This window comes from Saliphagus sp. GCM10025334, assembly GCF_042663485.1.
In the GTDB taxonomy this organism is placed as follows: domain Archaea; phylum Halobacteriota; class Halobacteria; order Halobacteriales; family Natrialbaceae; genus Natronosalvus.
The window spans coordinates 23,654-37,218 of record NZ_JBHTAF010000005.1 but is presented as its reverse complement, the minus strand read 5'-3'; the positions used below and the strand labels follow the sequence as shown (position 1 = coordinate 37,218).

At 64.1% G+C, this 13,565-nt stretch carries 14 protein-coding genes; 9 read left to right on the top strand and 5 right to left on the bottom strand.

Annotation, left to right across the window (positions count from 1 at the left end; all coding sequences use genetic code 11):
* Window positions 1–85 precede the first annotated feature (85 nt).
* Window positions 86–634 (bottom strand): hypothetical protein, encoded by a 549-nt coding sequence (locus ACFQO4_RS17260; protein WP_500262100.1) that lies wholly within the window; start codon window positions 632–634, stop codon window positions 86–88.
* A gap of 276 nt (window positions 635–910) precedes the next feature.
* Between ACFQO4_RS17260 and ACFQO4_RS17255 the strand changes: the two genes are divergently transcribed.
* Entirely contained in the window at window positions 911–1,738 is an 828-nt protein-coding gene (locus tag ACFQO4_RS17255; RefSeq protein ID WP_500262099.1) for an inositol monophosphatase family protein, read from the top strand.
* Window positions 1,739–1,815: 77 nt separating this feature from the next.
* Here the strand turns inward: ACFQO4_RS17255 and ACFQO4_RS17250 are convergent, their stop codons facing one another.
* On the bottom strand, window positions 1,816–2,499 hold the full coding sequence (locus ACFQO4_RS17250) for a helix-turn-helix domain-containing protein (RefSeq protein WP_500262098.1): 684 nt from the start codon (window positions 2,497–2,499) through the stop codon (window positions 1,816–1,818).
* A gap of 99 nt (window positions 2,500–2,598) precedes the next feature.
* On the opposite strand from ACFQO4_RS17250, the gene ACFQO4_RS17245 reads away from it, so the two are divergent.
* The 5 genes from ACFQO4_RS17245 (at window position 2,599) to ACFQO4_RS17225 (ending at window position 7,823) form a co-directional block, all read left to right on the top strand.
* Window positions 2,599–3,048, top strand: coding sequence for an Lrp/AsnC family transcriptional regulator (locus ACFQO4_RS17245; protein WP_500262097.1), 450 nt, complete (start codon window positions 2,599–2,601; stop codon window positions 3,046–3,048).
* A 257-nt stretch (window positions 3,049–3,305) separates the two neighbouring features.
* The gene (locus ACFQO4_RS17240; protein ID WP_500262096.1) at window positions 3,306–4,421 is read left to right on the top strand and encodes a DUF63 family protein; all 1,116 of its coding nucleotides are present in this window, start codon (window positions 3,306–3,308) and stop codon (window positions 4,419–4,421) included.
* Window positions 4,422–4,780: 359 nt separating this feature from the next.
* Window positions 4,781–5,881 carry an ABC transporter ATP-binding protein gene (locus tag ACFQO4_RS17235; protein WP_500262095.1) on the top strand — a complete coding sequence of 367 codons (1,101 nt, stop codon included), beginning with the start codon at window positions 4,781–4,783 and terminating at the stop codon, window positions 5,879–5,881.
* A gap of 4 nt (window positions 5,882–5,885) precedes the next feature.
* Window positions 5,886–6,842 carry a carbohydrate ABC transporter permease gene (locus ACFQO4_RS17230; protein ID WP_500262094.1) on the top strand — a complete coding sequence of 319 codons (957 nt, stop codon included), beginning with the start codon at window positions 5,886–5,888 and terminating at the stop codon, window positions 6,840–6,842.
* Window positions 6,843–6,848: 6 nt separating this feature from the next.
* Window positions 6,849–7,823 carry a carbohydrate ABC transporter permease gene (locus ACFQO4_RS17225; protein WP_500262093.1) on the top strand — a complete coding sequence of 325 codons (975 nt, stop codon included), beginning with the start codon at window positions 6,849–6,851 and terminating at the stop codon, window positions 7,821–7,823.
* 92 nt (window positions 7,824–7,915) lie between these two features.
* Here ACFQO4_RS17225 and ACFQO4_RS17220 read toward each other — a convergent pair whose 3' ends face one another.
* The 3 genes from ACFQO4_RS17220 to ACFQO4_RS17210 form a co-directional block, all read right to left on the bottom strand.
* On the bottom strand, window positions 7,916–8,215 hold the full coding sequence (locus ACFQO4_RS17220) for a hypothetical protein (protein WP_500262092.1): 300 nt from the start codon (window positions 8,213–8,215) through the stop codon (window positions 7,916–7,918).
* A gap of 2 nt (window positions 8,216–8,217) precedes the next feature.
* The gene (locus ACFQO4_RS17215) at window positions 8,218–9,486 is read right to left on the bottom strand and encodes an ABC transporter substrate-binding protein (RefSeq protein WP_500262091.1); all 1,269 of its coding nucleotides are present in this window, start codon (window positions 9,484–9,486) and stop codon (window positions 8,218–8,220) included.
* Between the two features lie 278 nt (window positions 9,487–9,764).
* Window positions 9,765–10,550 (bottom strand): TrmB family transcriptional regulator, encoded by a 786-nt coding sequence (locus ACFQO4_RS17210; protein WP_500262090.1) that lies wholly within the window; start codon window positions 10,548–10,550, stop codon window positions 9,765–9,767.
* A gap of 263 nt (window positions 10,551–10,813) precedes the next feature.
* Here ACFQO4_RS17210 and ACFQO4_RS17205 point away from each other — a divergent pair, with 263 nt between their 5' ends.
* The 3 genes from ACFQO4_RS17205 (at window position 10,814) to ACFQO4_RS17195 (ending at window position 13,522) form a co-directional block, all read left to right on the top strand.
* Window positions 10,814–11,692: an NOP5/NOP56 family protein gene (locus ACFQO4_RS17205; protein ID WP_500262089.1), complete on the top strand. Its 879-nt coding sequence runs from the start codon at window positions 10,814–10,816 to the stop codon at window positions 11,690–11,692.
* Window positions 11,685–12,338 carry a fibrillarin-like rRNA/tRNA 2'-O-methyltransferase gene (locus ACFQO4_RS17200; RefSeq protein ID WP_500262088.1) on the top strand — a complete coding sequence of 218 codons (654 nt, stop codon included), beginning with the start codon at window positions 11,685–11,687 and terminating at the stop codon, window positions 12,336–12,338. Before ACFQO4_RS17205 ends, ACFQO4_RS17200 begins: the two co-directional genes overlap by 8 nt.
* Before the next feature lie 98 nt (window positions 12,339–12,436).
* A complete protein-coding gene (locus ACFQO4_RS17195; protein ID WP_500262087.1) occupies window positions 12,437–13,522 on the top strand; it encodes a glutamate--cysteine ligase in 1,086 nt (361 codons plus the stop codon).
* The last annotated feature ends 43 nt before the right edge of the window (window positions 13,523–13,565 follow it).

Here is a 13,565-nt window from a genome sequence, read left to right as displayed (position 1 = left end):
GCGGGAGGCCGAGGGGATGAAGCAGCGGAGAGTCGGGGGAATCGCAGTACGACGACTAACTCGACGAAATCGTATTTCGAACCCGTTATACAGCCTTTTCGGCCGTTCCCATCGACTCGCCGTCGATCGATACGGTGACGACGTCCGGTTCGTCACCCTTCTCGTCGGTGATTCGGATCACGATCGAGTGGACTGCGGCGTCGTCGACCGTCGGATCGTCCGATTCAGTGACGATAGAGACGTGAATACCGTCTTCGGTTCGTTCGATATCTCGGACCTCGAGCCAGTGCTGGCTCGACCAGGCTCGTGCCACGACGACGACGAGGTACGATCGGTCGAAATCGGTCTCCGCGACGAATTCCGTGATCTCGTTCTCGTTCTTGCCCTCGCCCTCGCCCTCGCCTCCGTCTCGCATCCGCTCTCGAGCCGTCGACCGATCCGTTATGATCGTCTGGTACGAGTGTGGTCGCTCCCCAGACGGCTCGAGTCCGTCGTCCAGCAGGTGACTGCCGACGCGGTGGTGCGTCTCGACCGCCATCCCGTCAGGGAAGGCGGGGCTCTCTCCTGCCCCCAGACAGCCCGCGACGCTGACCGACCCTATCGCGGCCCCGACGAGGAATCGACGGCGGTTCATATCTTCCCCTCTCGTCGGTCGCATATATGTCTTCTCGGTGACGTCTACTTCCCGGGTGGATGCTCGGTCGACCGGGGCACGGTTCGATAGTGCGGTCAACGTACGTGGACCTCGTTTCCGCGTTTTCGTGATCTGGCGTCTCAAGCACCCCCGTATCGGCATCCATTCTCGAGTGAGCCCAAATCGGCATCCATTCTCGAGCGACCCGACATGCATTCGTGCTCGAACGACCCTGAACCGGCATCCATTTCACCGTTCGTCCACCGAAGACGAGGTATGAGCGAACGAGAGGAGGGCCTCGAAGTGGGGTCGCCAGCGGATCGTGCCGCAGTCGCCGCTCGAGCAGCCGAGGCCGGGTCCGAGGTCGCCCACGACTCCTTCCGGAGGGACATCCCGGTCGAGTTGAAGGGCGGGAAGACTGACGTCGTCACGCAGGCGGACCGGGACGCCCAGCGGACGGTCATCGAGGTGATCCGAGAGACCTACCCCGACGATCCGATCGTCGGCGAGGAGGACGACGAGCGAAAGACGGTCCCACCGGAGGGGCCCGCCTGGATCATCGACCCCATCGACGGGACGAACAACTACGTCCGCGGGATCCGAATCTTCGCAACGGCCGTCGCCGCGGTCGTGGACGGCGAGCCAGTCGGTTCAGCGGTCGTCATGCCCGCGCTGGGCGATACGTACCGGGCCGGGCCGGACGGCGTCACCCGCAACGGCGAGCCCATCTCGGTCAGCGACCGCGACGACCCCGAGACCTGCGCGGTCTGTCCGACCATCTGGTGGAGCTTCGACCAGCGCGACCAGTACGCCGCCGCGACCAGAGAGATCGTCCAGCGCTTCGGCGACATGCGCCGGTACGGCTGCGCGCAGGCGGTCCTCTCGATGGTTGCCTCCGGTGCCCTCGACGGCGTCATCACGAACCACAGGGCGAACCCCTGGGATTCTGTCGCCGGTGTCCACCTGATCAGAACGGCTGGCGGAACGGTTACCGACATCGAGGGCGAGCCCTGGCGCTACGATTCTCGAGGTCTGGTCGCCTCCAATGGAGAAGACGAGGTCCACGACGAGGTACTCGCGGCGACGCGAGCAATCGAGACGTAGCAATTTTCGATCGGTCTCGGGGGACAGATGTGCTACGCTGAGAAAGAGATTCGATACGATTAGAGATGGCAGACTCGTTACCGTTCGACCGACACGTCCCCAGAAGTGGGGAGTGAGACGGCGAGTGCGTTCCTGGTCAGGTTACCGGTCGCGCGGCGCAACCGCTCGGAGACGGCGTTCGTCGAGATGTCGAGGGCCGCCGAGAGGTCCTCGAGCTGCGCCTCGCGAGGGACCTCGAAGTACCCCATCCGAAGCGCGGTCACGAGCACCTCCCGCTGCTCGGGCGTCAGGTCGTACTCGCGTTCCTTTGGCGCCGAGCCAGGGTACATCCGCTGGAGTTCGAACGCGTAGCCCTGCTCGTGGAAGAACGTCTGGAACTCCTCGAGCGCCTCCCGGTCGACGAACTGGAGTTTGAGGTACCAGGTGTCGTTCGCGGCTTCCGCTTCCTGCATGACGCCGTGGCGGTCGACGATCTGGTCGACCAGGTGTTGGACGGGCTCGGCCCAGTCGACGTTGAAGTAGTGGACGTTCGAGTCAGAAGCGAGCAGGGTGAGTTCGTCGACAGAGGGATCCTTTCGAAGCGTCGTCTCCACGGTCTCGAGGTCGTCCTCGTCCGCGGCCACCCACAGAAATGGCATTACCCACTCCCTGCTGTGGGTCGCGAGGCGTTCGACCTCCACGGTCGCGTTCGTGAGGGTCTCGAGCGTGTGCTCGAGCGCGAACGCGCCCGTAGGAACGGTAAATTCGGTGATAACGCTCATACGACGAGTCTCGAGTGGAGACCCATAAACGAGACGACATCGGCCGGGTCGAGTCGTAGATGTACAAAGAATTTTGACGACCTGACGTCCATCGATAGTATGGACCTCGACGACACCGACCGGGCGATCCTCCGGATCCTACAGGAAAACGCCCGAACGCCGTTCAGCGAAATCGCCCGCCAAATCGACATGTCGAGCGCGACTGTACACGACCGGGTCAATCGCCTGGAGGAGGCAGGCGTCATCGAGGGCTACCACGCGCAAGTCGAGCCGAAATCGATTGGTCTCGGTATCTCCGCACTCGTCGGTCTGCGGGTCGAACAGGGGCGCGAACAGGACACCCTCGAGCGACTGACCGACATCGAGGGGGTCCAGGAGGTACATCTCACGACCGGTGAGTGGGACGTCATGATGCGCGTCTACGCCGCCGACGCGGACGCCCTGCGCGAGTTGATGTTCAACCAGATCGCACAGATGGACGGCTTTTCGCGTTCGCAAACCATGGTCATTCTCGGGACGACCTACGACAGCCAGGAACTGCCGATATGAATTCTCGAGCACCGCTTTTGGTACTCGAGGTTGCCCTTCCACACAATTCGAGACTCTGCCTGGCTACACCGTCAACCGAGACACCCTTCGAACGTCGGTCTGGGTACGCCATCACCTCACGCTACTGGTCGAGCGTTTCCTCTCCCCGTTTCGAGCGCTGCAGAACCGATCGTAGCGATCGTCGGTGACGGCGGTCCGGGTTGCTCACACAGCGAAAAACCGCAAACGGTAAGCGACGACCACTCCGGTGTGGTGGTATGGAAGCGTACGTCGACCGCTACGGCGCAGGACGAATCTGGCTGGCGGTCGTGGGATCGCTCGTCGCGTTGATCACGCTCGCGGCAATAGTGTTCCCGGAGCGAGTCGCCGCCGAGATCCTCTGGCACTACTACTGGGGTCCAGTCGCCGCCGACGCCCAGAACTACGGCTGTATCGCCTGGAACGGCGGTTCACCGACCGAGTGTGGGCCGAACACGACCGGACCGGAGGCCAGCCCCGGCTACACCTGGCAGTCCTACGCGGGGTACATTCCGACGCTCGTGCTCATGCTCGTCGGGATCATCCTCCTGATCAAGCACCTCGAGATCGATCGCTACCGCGCGGGCTTCTACGGCCTGTTCCCGTTCATGCTGTTCGGCGGGGCGCTGCGCGTCGTCGAGGACGCCAACGTTCGAGCGCTCGTCGAGACCGGCGAGATGCCCATCGGGCTCCCCTGGGTGGCCGCCCTCATCAGTCCGTTCATCTATGGAACCGTCTTCCTGGTCGCGTTGTTCGCCGTCGTCGTCTCGGTCTGGCTCGATCGAAGCGGATACGTCTCGGGCTACGAGTACCCTCTCGCCGGGATCGGGACGGCCGCACTGGCCGTGACCGTGGCCTACCTCGGCTACTTCGCGGCGACCCACGAACTGGCGAGTTTTCACCCACTCATCCCGCTCATAACGCTCGTCGGGGCGACCGTCGTCACCGCCGTCACCTACGGGGCGATCACGCGGTTCGCGCCGGATCTCAACCGGGGAACCGGATTCATGGGGGCGGTCGTCATCTGGGCGCACAGCGTCGACGGTATCGCTAACGTCATCGGCCTCGACTGGGCCAGCGCGTTCGGCCTCGGGTACAGTCCGAAACACCCGGTCAACGAGTGGATCGTCACCACGACCGAAGCGGTGTTCCCCGCGTCGGTCGTCGACGTGATCGGCGCAGCGTGGCCGTTCCTCATCGTCAAAGTCGTCGCCGCCGTCTTCATCATCTGGGTGTTCGACGAGTCGATCTTCGAGGAGAGCCCCCGGTACGCCATCTTGCTGTTGATCACGGTGGTCGCCGTCGGTCTCGGGCCAGGAACGCGAGACATGCTTCGGGCGACGTTCGGGATATAAGCCCTTAGCGCCAGATTTGTTCAATCAAAGTGGAGATTACCAGAACGAATGGTCTATTACGGTCGAGGCGGATTTGCGACCAACCCGCACCCGAGGCCACCGTCGACCCTCGATGGGGTCGTCGAAGCTTCACAGCGCTGACCGCGGCAGAGACCGTTTTCCTCGATCCCTTCGATCGTTCTCCCGGTTTTCGCCGATTACCGACGCCGCTACCCGCCGCCGGGCGTCCGCGTTCGACGTTTCGTCGAACGAGGCGAACGCAACGGAATCTTACTCGAACAGTCATTTGACTCGCAAATTCCAGTCGCCTGGCCATTGAGATGGGGCTTAATGGTTCTAAACGACTAGATAGCGACCGAATGACCAGTGTGTCACTCGAGAACGTCAGCAAGTACTTCGACGGGGGTGAAACCATCGCGAACTACCGGATCGATCTCGAGGTCGAAGACGGCGAGTTTCTCGTCATACTGGGGCCGTCGGGGTGTGGTAAAACGACGGCCCTGCGCTTGATCGCTGGTCTCGAACGGCCCTCCGAGGGGTCCATCTACTTCGACGGCGAGCGGGTGAACGACTACTCGCCCAGCGATCGCAACGTAGCGATGGTGTTCCAGAATTACGCCCTGTACCCGCACATGACTGTCCAAGGGAACATCGCCTACCCGTTGAAGGTTCGGGGCGTGGCGCCCGGTGAGCGTGACCGGCGGATCGAAGAGGTGACGACGCTCCTCCACATCGAGGACCAGATCGACAAGCGACCGGCGGCGCTGAGCGGCGGGCAACGCCAGCGAGTGGCCCTCGCTCGCGCCATCGTCCGGGAGCCGTCGGTTTTTCTCCTCGACGAGCCGCTGTCGAATCTCGACGCCAAGCTCAGACAGGAGATGCGGAGCGAACTAAAGCGACTCCAGAACGAACTTGAGATCACCACGATCTACGTGACGCACAACCAGGAAGAGGCGATGAGCATGGCCGACACCGTCGTGGTCATGAACAGGGGTACGATTCAGCAGATTTCGCCACCGGCGGAACTCTACGACCGCCCCCGGACTGCCTGGGTAGCCCGGTTCATCGGCTCGCCGCCGATGAACTTGCTCCGCGGGAACCGTCGAAACGGTTCGATCGACCTCGGCGAAGCGGGGAACGTCGATCTCGAGGGAATCACGACCGACGAGACGACGTCGGAAGGGGCCTTTTCGCTCGGCGTGCGGCCGGAGGATCTCTCGATCACGACCGACCCGCCGGCGTCAGGGAACGCGATCGTGGGAACCGTCGACACGGTCGAACCGCTCGGCGAGTATACCCTCGTCAACGTCGCCGTGAACGACCAACTGATCAACGCGAAAGTAGCAGACAGTGCCCTCGAGCGGGGCGATCGCGTGTTCCTGACGTTCGATGACGACGACGCCTACCTGTACGACGAAAACGGCGAGCTGCTCGTCCGGACGAGACCGAAAGCGACCTGAGTCCATGAGTTTGCGCGATCAACTCGACATCGGTTCAGACCTAGAACTCGAGGACGGCTTCGACCTCGACCGGGAGAAAGCAGTGGCCCTCCTGATCTTTCTCGTGCCCGGAATGACGCTGTTCGGGATTTTCGCGGTCGGTCCGATCCTGTACTCCGTGGTCGGGAGCTTCTTCTCGTGGGACGTCTTCTCGATGGAGTCGTTCGTCGGCCTGGATAACTGGATTCGATCGTTCAGGGACCCGCTCATCGTCAACGTAGAAAATATTCGAGAGTTTCGGTATCCGATGGGAGCGCTCACACAGAACTTGCTCTGGGTGGTCGTCCACGTGCCCGTGAGCACCCTGTTGGGACTGGGTCTGGCGCTGCTGTTCGCCGACCTCAGAGGGCGGCGGATTCTCCGATCGATGGTCTTTCTGGGGTTCACCGTTCCCACAATCATCATCGGGCTCGTCCTCATGTTCGTCTACGACCCGCAGGCCGGGATCTTCAACGAGTTGCTCCGGGTGATCGGACAGGATCACCTGGTCCGAAACTGGACGCAGTCGCCGCAGGTGGCAATCTACGCCCTCATCGCCGGCGGAATCTGGGTGCAGACCGGGTTCAGCATGTTGCTGTACAGCTCGGCGCTGGCGGCGGTCGATCCGTCGTTGATCGAATCGGCGAAGGTCGACGGGGCGGGACCGTGGCGTCGATTCTGGGACATCATCTGGCCGTTGGTCAAGCCCGTGACCGCGGTGGTCGTCATCATGGGGATCATCTGGGTCCTTCGAGTCTTCGACATCGTCTACGCGGCGGGCGGCTCCGCGGGCGGGCCGAACCACGCGTACTCGGTGCTCGGCATCGAAGTGTACCGGGCCGCGTTCGAGCCGCCAGTCGACTACGGGAAGGCGATGGTCGTGGCGCTCATCCAGCTGATCATGGTTGCCCCACTCGCGCTGTACATCGCCCGAATGGACTGATCGAACATGGCACGAGACGATCCCCTCACCCCGACCGAATCGGAAGCCGAAACCGAACCAGAGACCGTCGCCGAACGGTACCTCGACGTCGACGCGATCCCGGAAACCGCACCGGCGAGGGAACGGGACTGGCGGTCGCGAATGGCGGAGTCCACACCGACGGCGAGGCGAATCCTCACGTACGCGCTGGCGATCGCGATCGCGGTCCTCTGGATCGTCCCGTTCCTGGGACTGTTCATGGCGTCGTTTCGACCCCTTGGCGAGATTATCGGGGGCTGGTGGAATCTCGAGGGGATGACGATCTCCCTCGAGAACTACCGGCGGGCGTGGACCTACAGCACGGCGCCCATGGAGCGAGCGCTGGTCAACACGTTCGTCGTTACCGTTCCGTCGGTACTGGTCGTGATGCTGCTCGGCGCGATGGCGGCGTACCCGTTCGCTCGCTTCGAGTTCCCCCTGAAGACGTCGCTGTTCTTCCTGATCCTGCTCGTGATGGCTGCCCCGCCCGAACTCGTCGCGATGGGGAACTACAACACCCTTCGAGAGACCGGACTGTTCGACACCTACATGGGCTTGATCCTGGTCCACATCGGCTGGGGGCTCGGGTGGGTCGTCCTGTTCCTACGAAACTATCTGCTCGGCATTCCGGAGGAACTGGAGGAGGCCGCGCGCATTGACGGCGCCTCGCGCTACCAGATCTTCCGGACGATCATCCTGCCACTGTCCACGCCGGCGCTCGTCTCCGTCGCGGTCATCCAGTTCACCTGGGTCTGGAACGCGTTTTTCTTCCCATTGGTGTTCATGCGCTCGCCTGAACTCTACCTCGCGCCGCAGGTCTTGCCGTTGATGACCGGTCGGATCCAGGTCGAGTGGGGGCTCGTCGCGGCCGGATCGGTGATGACCATGGCCGTCCCGGTGCTCCTGTTCCTGACGCTCGAACGGTACTACAAGCGCGGAATGGTCGCTGCGGTCACCGATTGACCGCTCCGCTCGGCCGTCGCGGACGAAACGCTGGTCTCGCGAAAGCGAGCCGACGATCCGACTTCGAGTGCGCCCGTCGATCGGAGAGCGCACTAGAACGGCACGATGCCGGCCTCGGTCGCCGCTGCAGTCACTCCGATCGCGAGGAGGTTCGCCACGAAGAAGGCCCGCGTGGACTTCCAGGCAAAATAGAGGAACGTCGCGAGCGGAACGGCCGCGATCACCGCCGGCCAGAAACCGCGCATCGCTAACGTAGCGAGAAAGGCTGTCGTGAACACGTACAGCACGTCGACAACGACGGCGCTCGCGTTCCGTCGGCGGAACTCCTGACCGACAACGACGAGCGAGTCCGCGACGCCACCGGTGCCGCCGTCATCCCGGTTCCCGGACACGCTCACGCCCCGTTAACGCTCTCTTGCAACGCGCCGTCGAGCGCCTCGACGGTGGATCCGAGGTCTCGATCCGGCTCCGCCCAGAGACCCGTGAGCGCCGACCAGAACTCCGATTGGAACGGATCGCCGACCGTGTCGTCCAGGTCGGGCACGAGTTCGATCTCGTCGGATAGCTCCGCGAGTTCGACCATGACGTCCAGTCCGTACGCCTCCAGTGGAACCTCCACGTTCGAGGCGATAAATCCGCCGCGCTCGGCCCAGACCTGCTGTCCCTCGGCCGACACCATCTCTTCGACCGCCGCTCGAGCGGCCTCGACCTCGTCGGAGTACTGTGGCACCGTGAACCAGTTCTCGGCGGCGACCATGGACTCCGTGCCCGGGAGTCTGAAGAAGTCGAGGTCCTCGGGGTCCTGAATCGCGCCGAATGTGGGCGTCCACGACCCCATGAAGTACAGCGGGGTCTGGTTCTCCCAGAAAAACTCGTACTGGATCCCGAAGTCGCGGAGCTCGCTGAAGTAGCCCGCCTGAAGGAGCTCCTGAACCTCCTCGAGGGCGGTGACGACGCGGTCGTCCGTGAAGTCGGCAGCTCCTTCCACGAGGTCCAGCTGGAGTTGTGCACCGTTCTCCTGGCGAAGGATGAACGCCTCCGTCACGTCGCTGAGCGGCCAGCCGACCCCGTTCCCCGACGCCAGCGGCGCCTCGACGCCTTCGATTCCGTCGATTTCGTCGAGGAGCGCGAGGAATCCGTCGTAGTCCTCGGGTTCCTCGAGACCGTGCTCCTCGAAGAACGACGGGCGGTACCAGAAGCCCGGTTTGAGGTCCATCTTGAACGGCGCCGCGTAGACTTCGCCTTCCAGACTCACCAGATCCGGGTTCGGCGCGAAGTTCTCCGGATCCCACGCGTCGGTGAGCGGTGCCAGGTGGCCCCGTTCCGCGTCCGACTGGATTCGGGCCGGCGACGGGATCACGACGACGTCGGCGGTCGCGACGCCGGCCTCGTAGTCCATGAGCGTCCCGGTCAGGATCTCCTCCGTACCCCGCGGCTGGTAGGTGATGTCGACGCCGGTCGCCTCCTCGACGTGACTGACCACGGCGAGGAAGTCCTCCTCCTCGTCTTCCGTCCAGACCCCGGTGACGGTAATGCTCGCCCCTTCGACGCCGTCGTCCTGTTTCGCAGCCGTCACGCTTCCACTTCCGGCGAGGCCGACCGCTCCTGCACCGATGCCTGTCAGTACGGTACGCCGATCGACGCGTCTGTTAGTGTCCGTCATATCGCGAGTAGGCGACGAATTCCATCTTAACGGTGTAGCATCCTCTTCGGCTCAAATAACCAATTAATGAGGTAACATTTCTCGATTCGTTGCGTTTCCCGGTCGTTCCCGAGCGTATCGAGACTACCGCGCTGTAACGGCAGGGGTGGTACTCGTGAGACGCCTCGATCGAACGTAGTCAGTGATTGCGTTTCGGCGTTTCGACTTCTGGCCGCACACGGAGCACCGAACCCGATCGAAAAGCAGCCATTACGACGGCATATACCGCGATAATCGGGTCAGTATCCCGGTCCCGTCCGTCGCCAGCACTCGTCGAAACTCGAGGCGAGGTCGGCGGCAATTCCGTCGTCTCGGAAGTTGACGACGGCGAGGAGGTCGTCGGCGTGAACCGGATCGAGGATCTCGACGCAGACCTCCCGATCGTCGATGACGACGAACCGCTGATGAGGAACGGTCTCCGTTCGACGAATGCGTAACCCGGAATCGAGCAACCGCGTGAGCGGCGGTGACGCCGGATCGAACTCGGTCGCGAGTAGTCGAACGTCGACCCCGTCGTCGAGACAGGCCTCGAGCTGTGTGACGAACGCGTCGCAGATCTCCGACCGGAACGTGACCGAGTCGACGTAGACACGGATCTCGATGGCCGCCGATCCGAAGCGCTCGACCAGGAGGTCGCGGGCGGCGACGTCGTGAAACGCACTGGTCGCGAACTGCTCGGTCTGTACCTCCTCGACGAGCGCCGTCAGGTTCCGGCGGGCGCTCGAGGCCGTCCGTTCGTACTCGCTGCGTTTCGCCTCGAGTTCGTTTCGGCGGCGCCCGAGGACGCGGTCGATCGCCATCGACGGCTCGACGTGGGCGTACGTCCGCGGGCGGCCGTCGTCCGCTCTGACGAGTGATCGGTCTGCGAGGGAGTTGAGCACGTCGTAGATCCGCCCGATCGGGACGTCCGCCTCGGTCGCCACGTCGTCGGCCGTCATCACGCCGTTTTCTACGAGGGCGACGTACACTCGAGCCTCGTAACTCGAGAGCCCCAGCGTCGTCAACTCGTCGACGTACTCGTCCATGTGAACATTCGTGACGTTCAGCCTCGGGTGACTTAGGGGTTTCGTTCGCCAACATCTCATCGAAAAATGCGTTCAGTGCGGTTTAGGTCGGTTGGCAAGAGGGCCTGGTTTTCGGTCGATGCCGTCAGGTGCGTGGGACGAATTACTCGGCAGAGTGGGCACGAACGAACGTCGACGGAATGAGCACAAACGGAACGCTCCACGAACGACGACCGCGCCTACGAGTTGAAAGAGTTAATCGGAACCGGCCGAAAGAGGAACCCATGAGTGGCGACGGGTGGTTCGTCGACGGCGATTTCGAGGCGTCTCGAGCGGGGATTCGGACCGGAACGGCCGCCGAACCGGCGGACTGGCCGACCGAGGCGGTGGAGTCGGGGTTCGCCGCCGACCGGTCGGCTTACTACGACGCGCTCCACGAGGCGACCGTCGAGGCGACGACGGCGGCCGTCAGGGAACGAGAACGAGCAGACGACCAGCAGCTGGTCCACGCGATCAGGGCGCTCGACGACTGTCGGCGGACGTCGAACGAACTCGCCGAACGACTCGCCGAGTGGGCGGGGACGGTCGATCCCGACGCCGGGTCGGGCGTCGAGTACGCGCGGTCGCTGGCCGGGGGCGAGCAGTCCGGGGACAACGTGAGCGACCCAATCCAGTCGCTGGCCGCTCGCGTGACCGACCTGGCCGACGAGGCCGACTCCCTCGAGGCGTACGTCGAGCGTCGGGCACCGACCGTCGCCCCCAACCTCTCGGCGCTCGCCGGGCCCCTGCTCGCCGCCCGGCTGCTCTCGCTGGCCGGCGGCCTCGAGACACTGGCGAAGAAGCCCTCCGGGACCGTCCAGGTGCTCGGCGCAGAGGAGGCCCTGTTCGCGCACCTTCGGGGCCACGCCACATCGCCCAAACACGGGATCATCTTCACCCACGAGGCCGTCCGCGGGACCCGCCTCGAGGACCGCGGCTCGGCCGCTCGCGCCCTCGCCGGCAAGCTCACCATCGCGGCCCGGATCGACCACTACTCCGGGGACTATCGCCCGGAACTCGAGGCCGAACTCGCCGAGCGGCTCGAGACGATTCGGGCTCGAGCGGAGGGCGACGGGGGTGGTGGTAAAGATGGAGGTAGAGACAGAGGTGAGGACGATGAGTGAGGGGGCGTCGCCATCGCTTCCCGAGGGCGTCGAACGCCGCGAAATCGGCGGCCGAGAACGGCTCGCGACGTGCGGCGAACCCGTCTACGGCGAGCCGACCGACGGCCCGTGGCGGGCGTGGGACCCGTCCCGGTCGAAACTCGGCGCGATGCTCGAGCTGGGCATGGACACGGGCCTCGAGGGCGGCGAGACCGTCCTCTACCTCGGGGCGGCCAGCGGCACGACGGTGAGCCACGTCGCCGACTTTTCGGGGCCGACTTACGCCATCGAGTTCGCCCCGCGACCGACGCGGGATTTGCTCGAGGCAGCCGCGTCCCGTCCACGGCTCTTTCCGCTGTTGAAGGACGCCCGCAGACCTGAGACCTACGCCCACGTCGTCGAGTCGAACGTCGACGTCGTCGTCCAGGACGTCGCCACCCGCGGCCAGGCCGACGTCGCCGCGCGAAATCGCCAATTTTTGGCCGAGGACGGACGACTTCTCCTCGCGGTGAAAGCCCGGAGCGAAGACGTAACCGCGGATCCCGATGCAGTGTTCGACCGGGTTCGCGAGGAACTCGAGGAGTCCTACGAGGTGCTCGAGGTGCGACGCCTGGATGCGTACCACGTCGATCACCTTGGGGTCGTGGCCCGACCGCGGTCGGAGTGAGCACCCCGGATTCGGCCCTTTAGCGGGCTCGAAACCGAAACCGCCCCAGCGTGCCGACTCCAAACGGTATTTACTGCCGGATGAAGAACAGTGGGGCAATGGAACGCGGGTCGCCGGAATCGTTCACGCGAATGGGGACGCTGGGGATCGAAGAGGAGTACTTCGTCGTCGACGATCGCGGGCGCCCGACGAGCGGCAGCGACGAACTGGTGTACGAACACGACCCTCCGGACGTACTCGAGGACCGCCTCGATCACGAACTCTTCAAGTGCGTCATCGAGACACAGACTCCGTTGATCGAACAGCCGTCGCAGGCCGAAGACACCCTGCTGGAGGTGCGTCGAGCGCTCCTCGAGCACGCTCACGATCACGGCTTTCAGATCGCCGCCGCCGGCCTCCACCCGCTCGCGCGCTGGCGCGAACTCGAGCACGCAGAGAAGCCGCGCTACCGATCGCAACTGGATCGCATCCAGTACACGCAACACCGGAACACGACCGCCGGCGTCCACGTTCACGTCGGCGTCGACGACGCAGACAAGGCGGTGTGGATCGCCAACGAACTGCGCTGGTACGTCCCGATCATGCTCGCGCTGTCGGCGAACTCGCCGTTCTGGGACGGGTTCGACACCGGCTTGCACTCCGCCCGCGCCAAGATCTTCGAGGGGTTGCCGAACACGGGCATGCCGACGTACTTCGAGGACTTCGAGGCCTTCGACGCCTACGAACGGCGGATGCTCGAGACCGATTCGATCGGGGACCGCGGCGAACTCTGGTTCGACGTGCGTCCCCACACGGGCCACGGGACGGTCGAGATTCGCACGCCGGACGGTCAGGCCGACCCCGACGTGGTGATGGCGTTCGTCGAGTACACCCACGCGCTCGTGACGAGTCTCGCCGAGGCATACGAGGACGGCGACCCTGGCACGGCCCGCCGTCACCGGCGCGAACTACTCGACGAGAACAAGTGGCGAGCGATTCGCCACGGTCACGACGCCGCGTTCATCGACCGTAACCTCGAGGGAACCGTCTCGCTGGGCGAACTGGTCGACCGGGAGTGTGAGCGACTCGGGATCGACGGCATCCAGCGAGTGTACGACCGCGAGAGCGGCGCCGAACGACAGCGGCGGATTCGCGAGGAGAAGGGCGCCGACGCCCTCTGTGAGTCGTTGCTGGTCGAGGCCTGACCGGGTTCGGGCGTCGGACTCGAAGGAGAACGAGTCGAAGTCG

Coding starts and splice junctions, on each gene's coding strand:
- ACFQO4_RS17260 (WP_500262100.1), bottom strand. CDS start 634: ATGAACCGCCGTCGATTCCTCGTCGGGGCCGCGATAGGGTCGGTCAGC.
- ACFQO4_RS17255 (WP_500262099.1), top strand. CDS start 911: ATGAGCGAACGAGAGGAGGGCCTCGAAGTGGGGTCGCCAGCGGATCGT.
- ACFQO4_RS17250 (WP_500262098.1), bottom strand. CDS start 2,499: ATGAGCGTTATCACCGAATTTACCGTTCCTACGGGCGCGTTCGCGCTC.
- ACFQO4_RS17245 (WP_500262097.1), top strand. CDS start 2,599: ATGGACCTCGACGACACCGACCGGGCGATCCTCCGGATCCTACAGGAA.
- ACFQO4_RS17240 (WP_500262096.1), top strand. CDS start 3,306: ATGGAAGCGTACGTCGACCGCTACGGCGCAGGACGAATCTGGCTGGCG.
- ACFQO4_RS17235 (WP_500262095.1), top strand. CDS start 4,781: ATGACCAGTGTGTCACTCGAGAACGTCAGCAAGTACTTCGACGGGGGT.
- ACFQO4_RS17230 (WP_500262094.1), top strand. CDS start 5,886: ATGAGTTTGCGCGATCAACTCGACATCGGTTCAGACCTAGAACTCGAG.
- ACFQO4_RS17225 (WP_500262093.1), top strand. CDS start 6,849: ATGGCACGAGACGATCCCCTCACCCCGACCGAATCGGAAGCCGAAACC.
- ACFQO4_RS17215 (WP_500262091.1), bottom strand. CDS start 9,486: ATGACGGACACTAACAGACGCGTCGATCGGCGTACCGTACTGACAGGC.
- ACFQO4_RS17210 (WP_500262090.1), bottom strand. CDS start 10,550: ATGGACGAGTACGTCGACGAGTTGACGACGCTGGGGCTCTCGAGTTAC.
- ACFQO4_RS17205 (WP_500262089.1), top strand. CDS start 10,814: ATGAGTGGCGACGGGTGGTTCGTCGACGGCGATTTCGAGGCGTCTCGA.
- ACFQO4_RS17200 (WP_500262088.1), top strand. CDS start 11,685: ATGAGTGAGGGGGCGTCGCCATCGCTTCCCGAGGGCGTCGAACGCCGC.
- ACFQO4_RS17195 (WP_500262087.1), top strand. CDS start 12,437: ATGGAACGCGGGTCGCCGGAATCGTTCACGCGAATGGGGACGCTGGGG.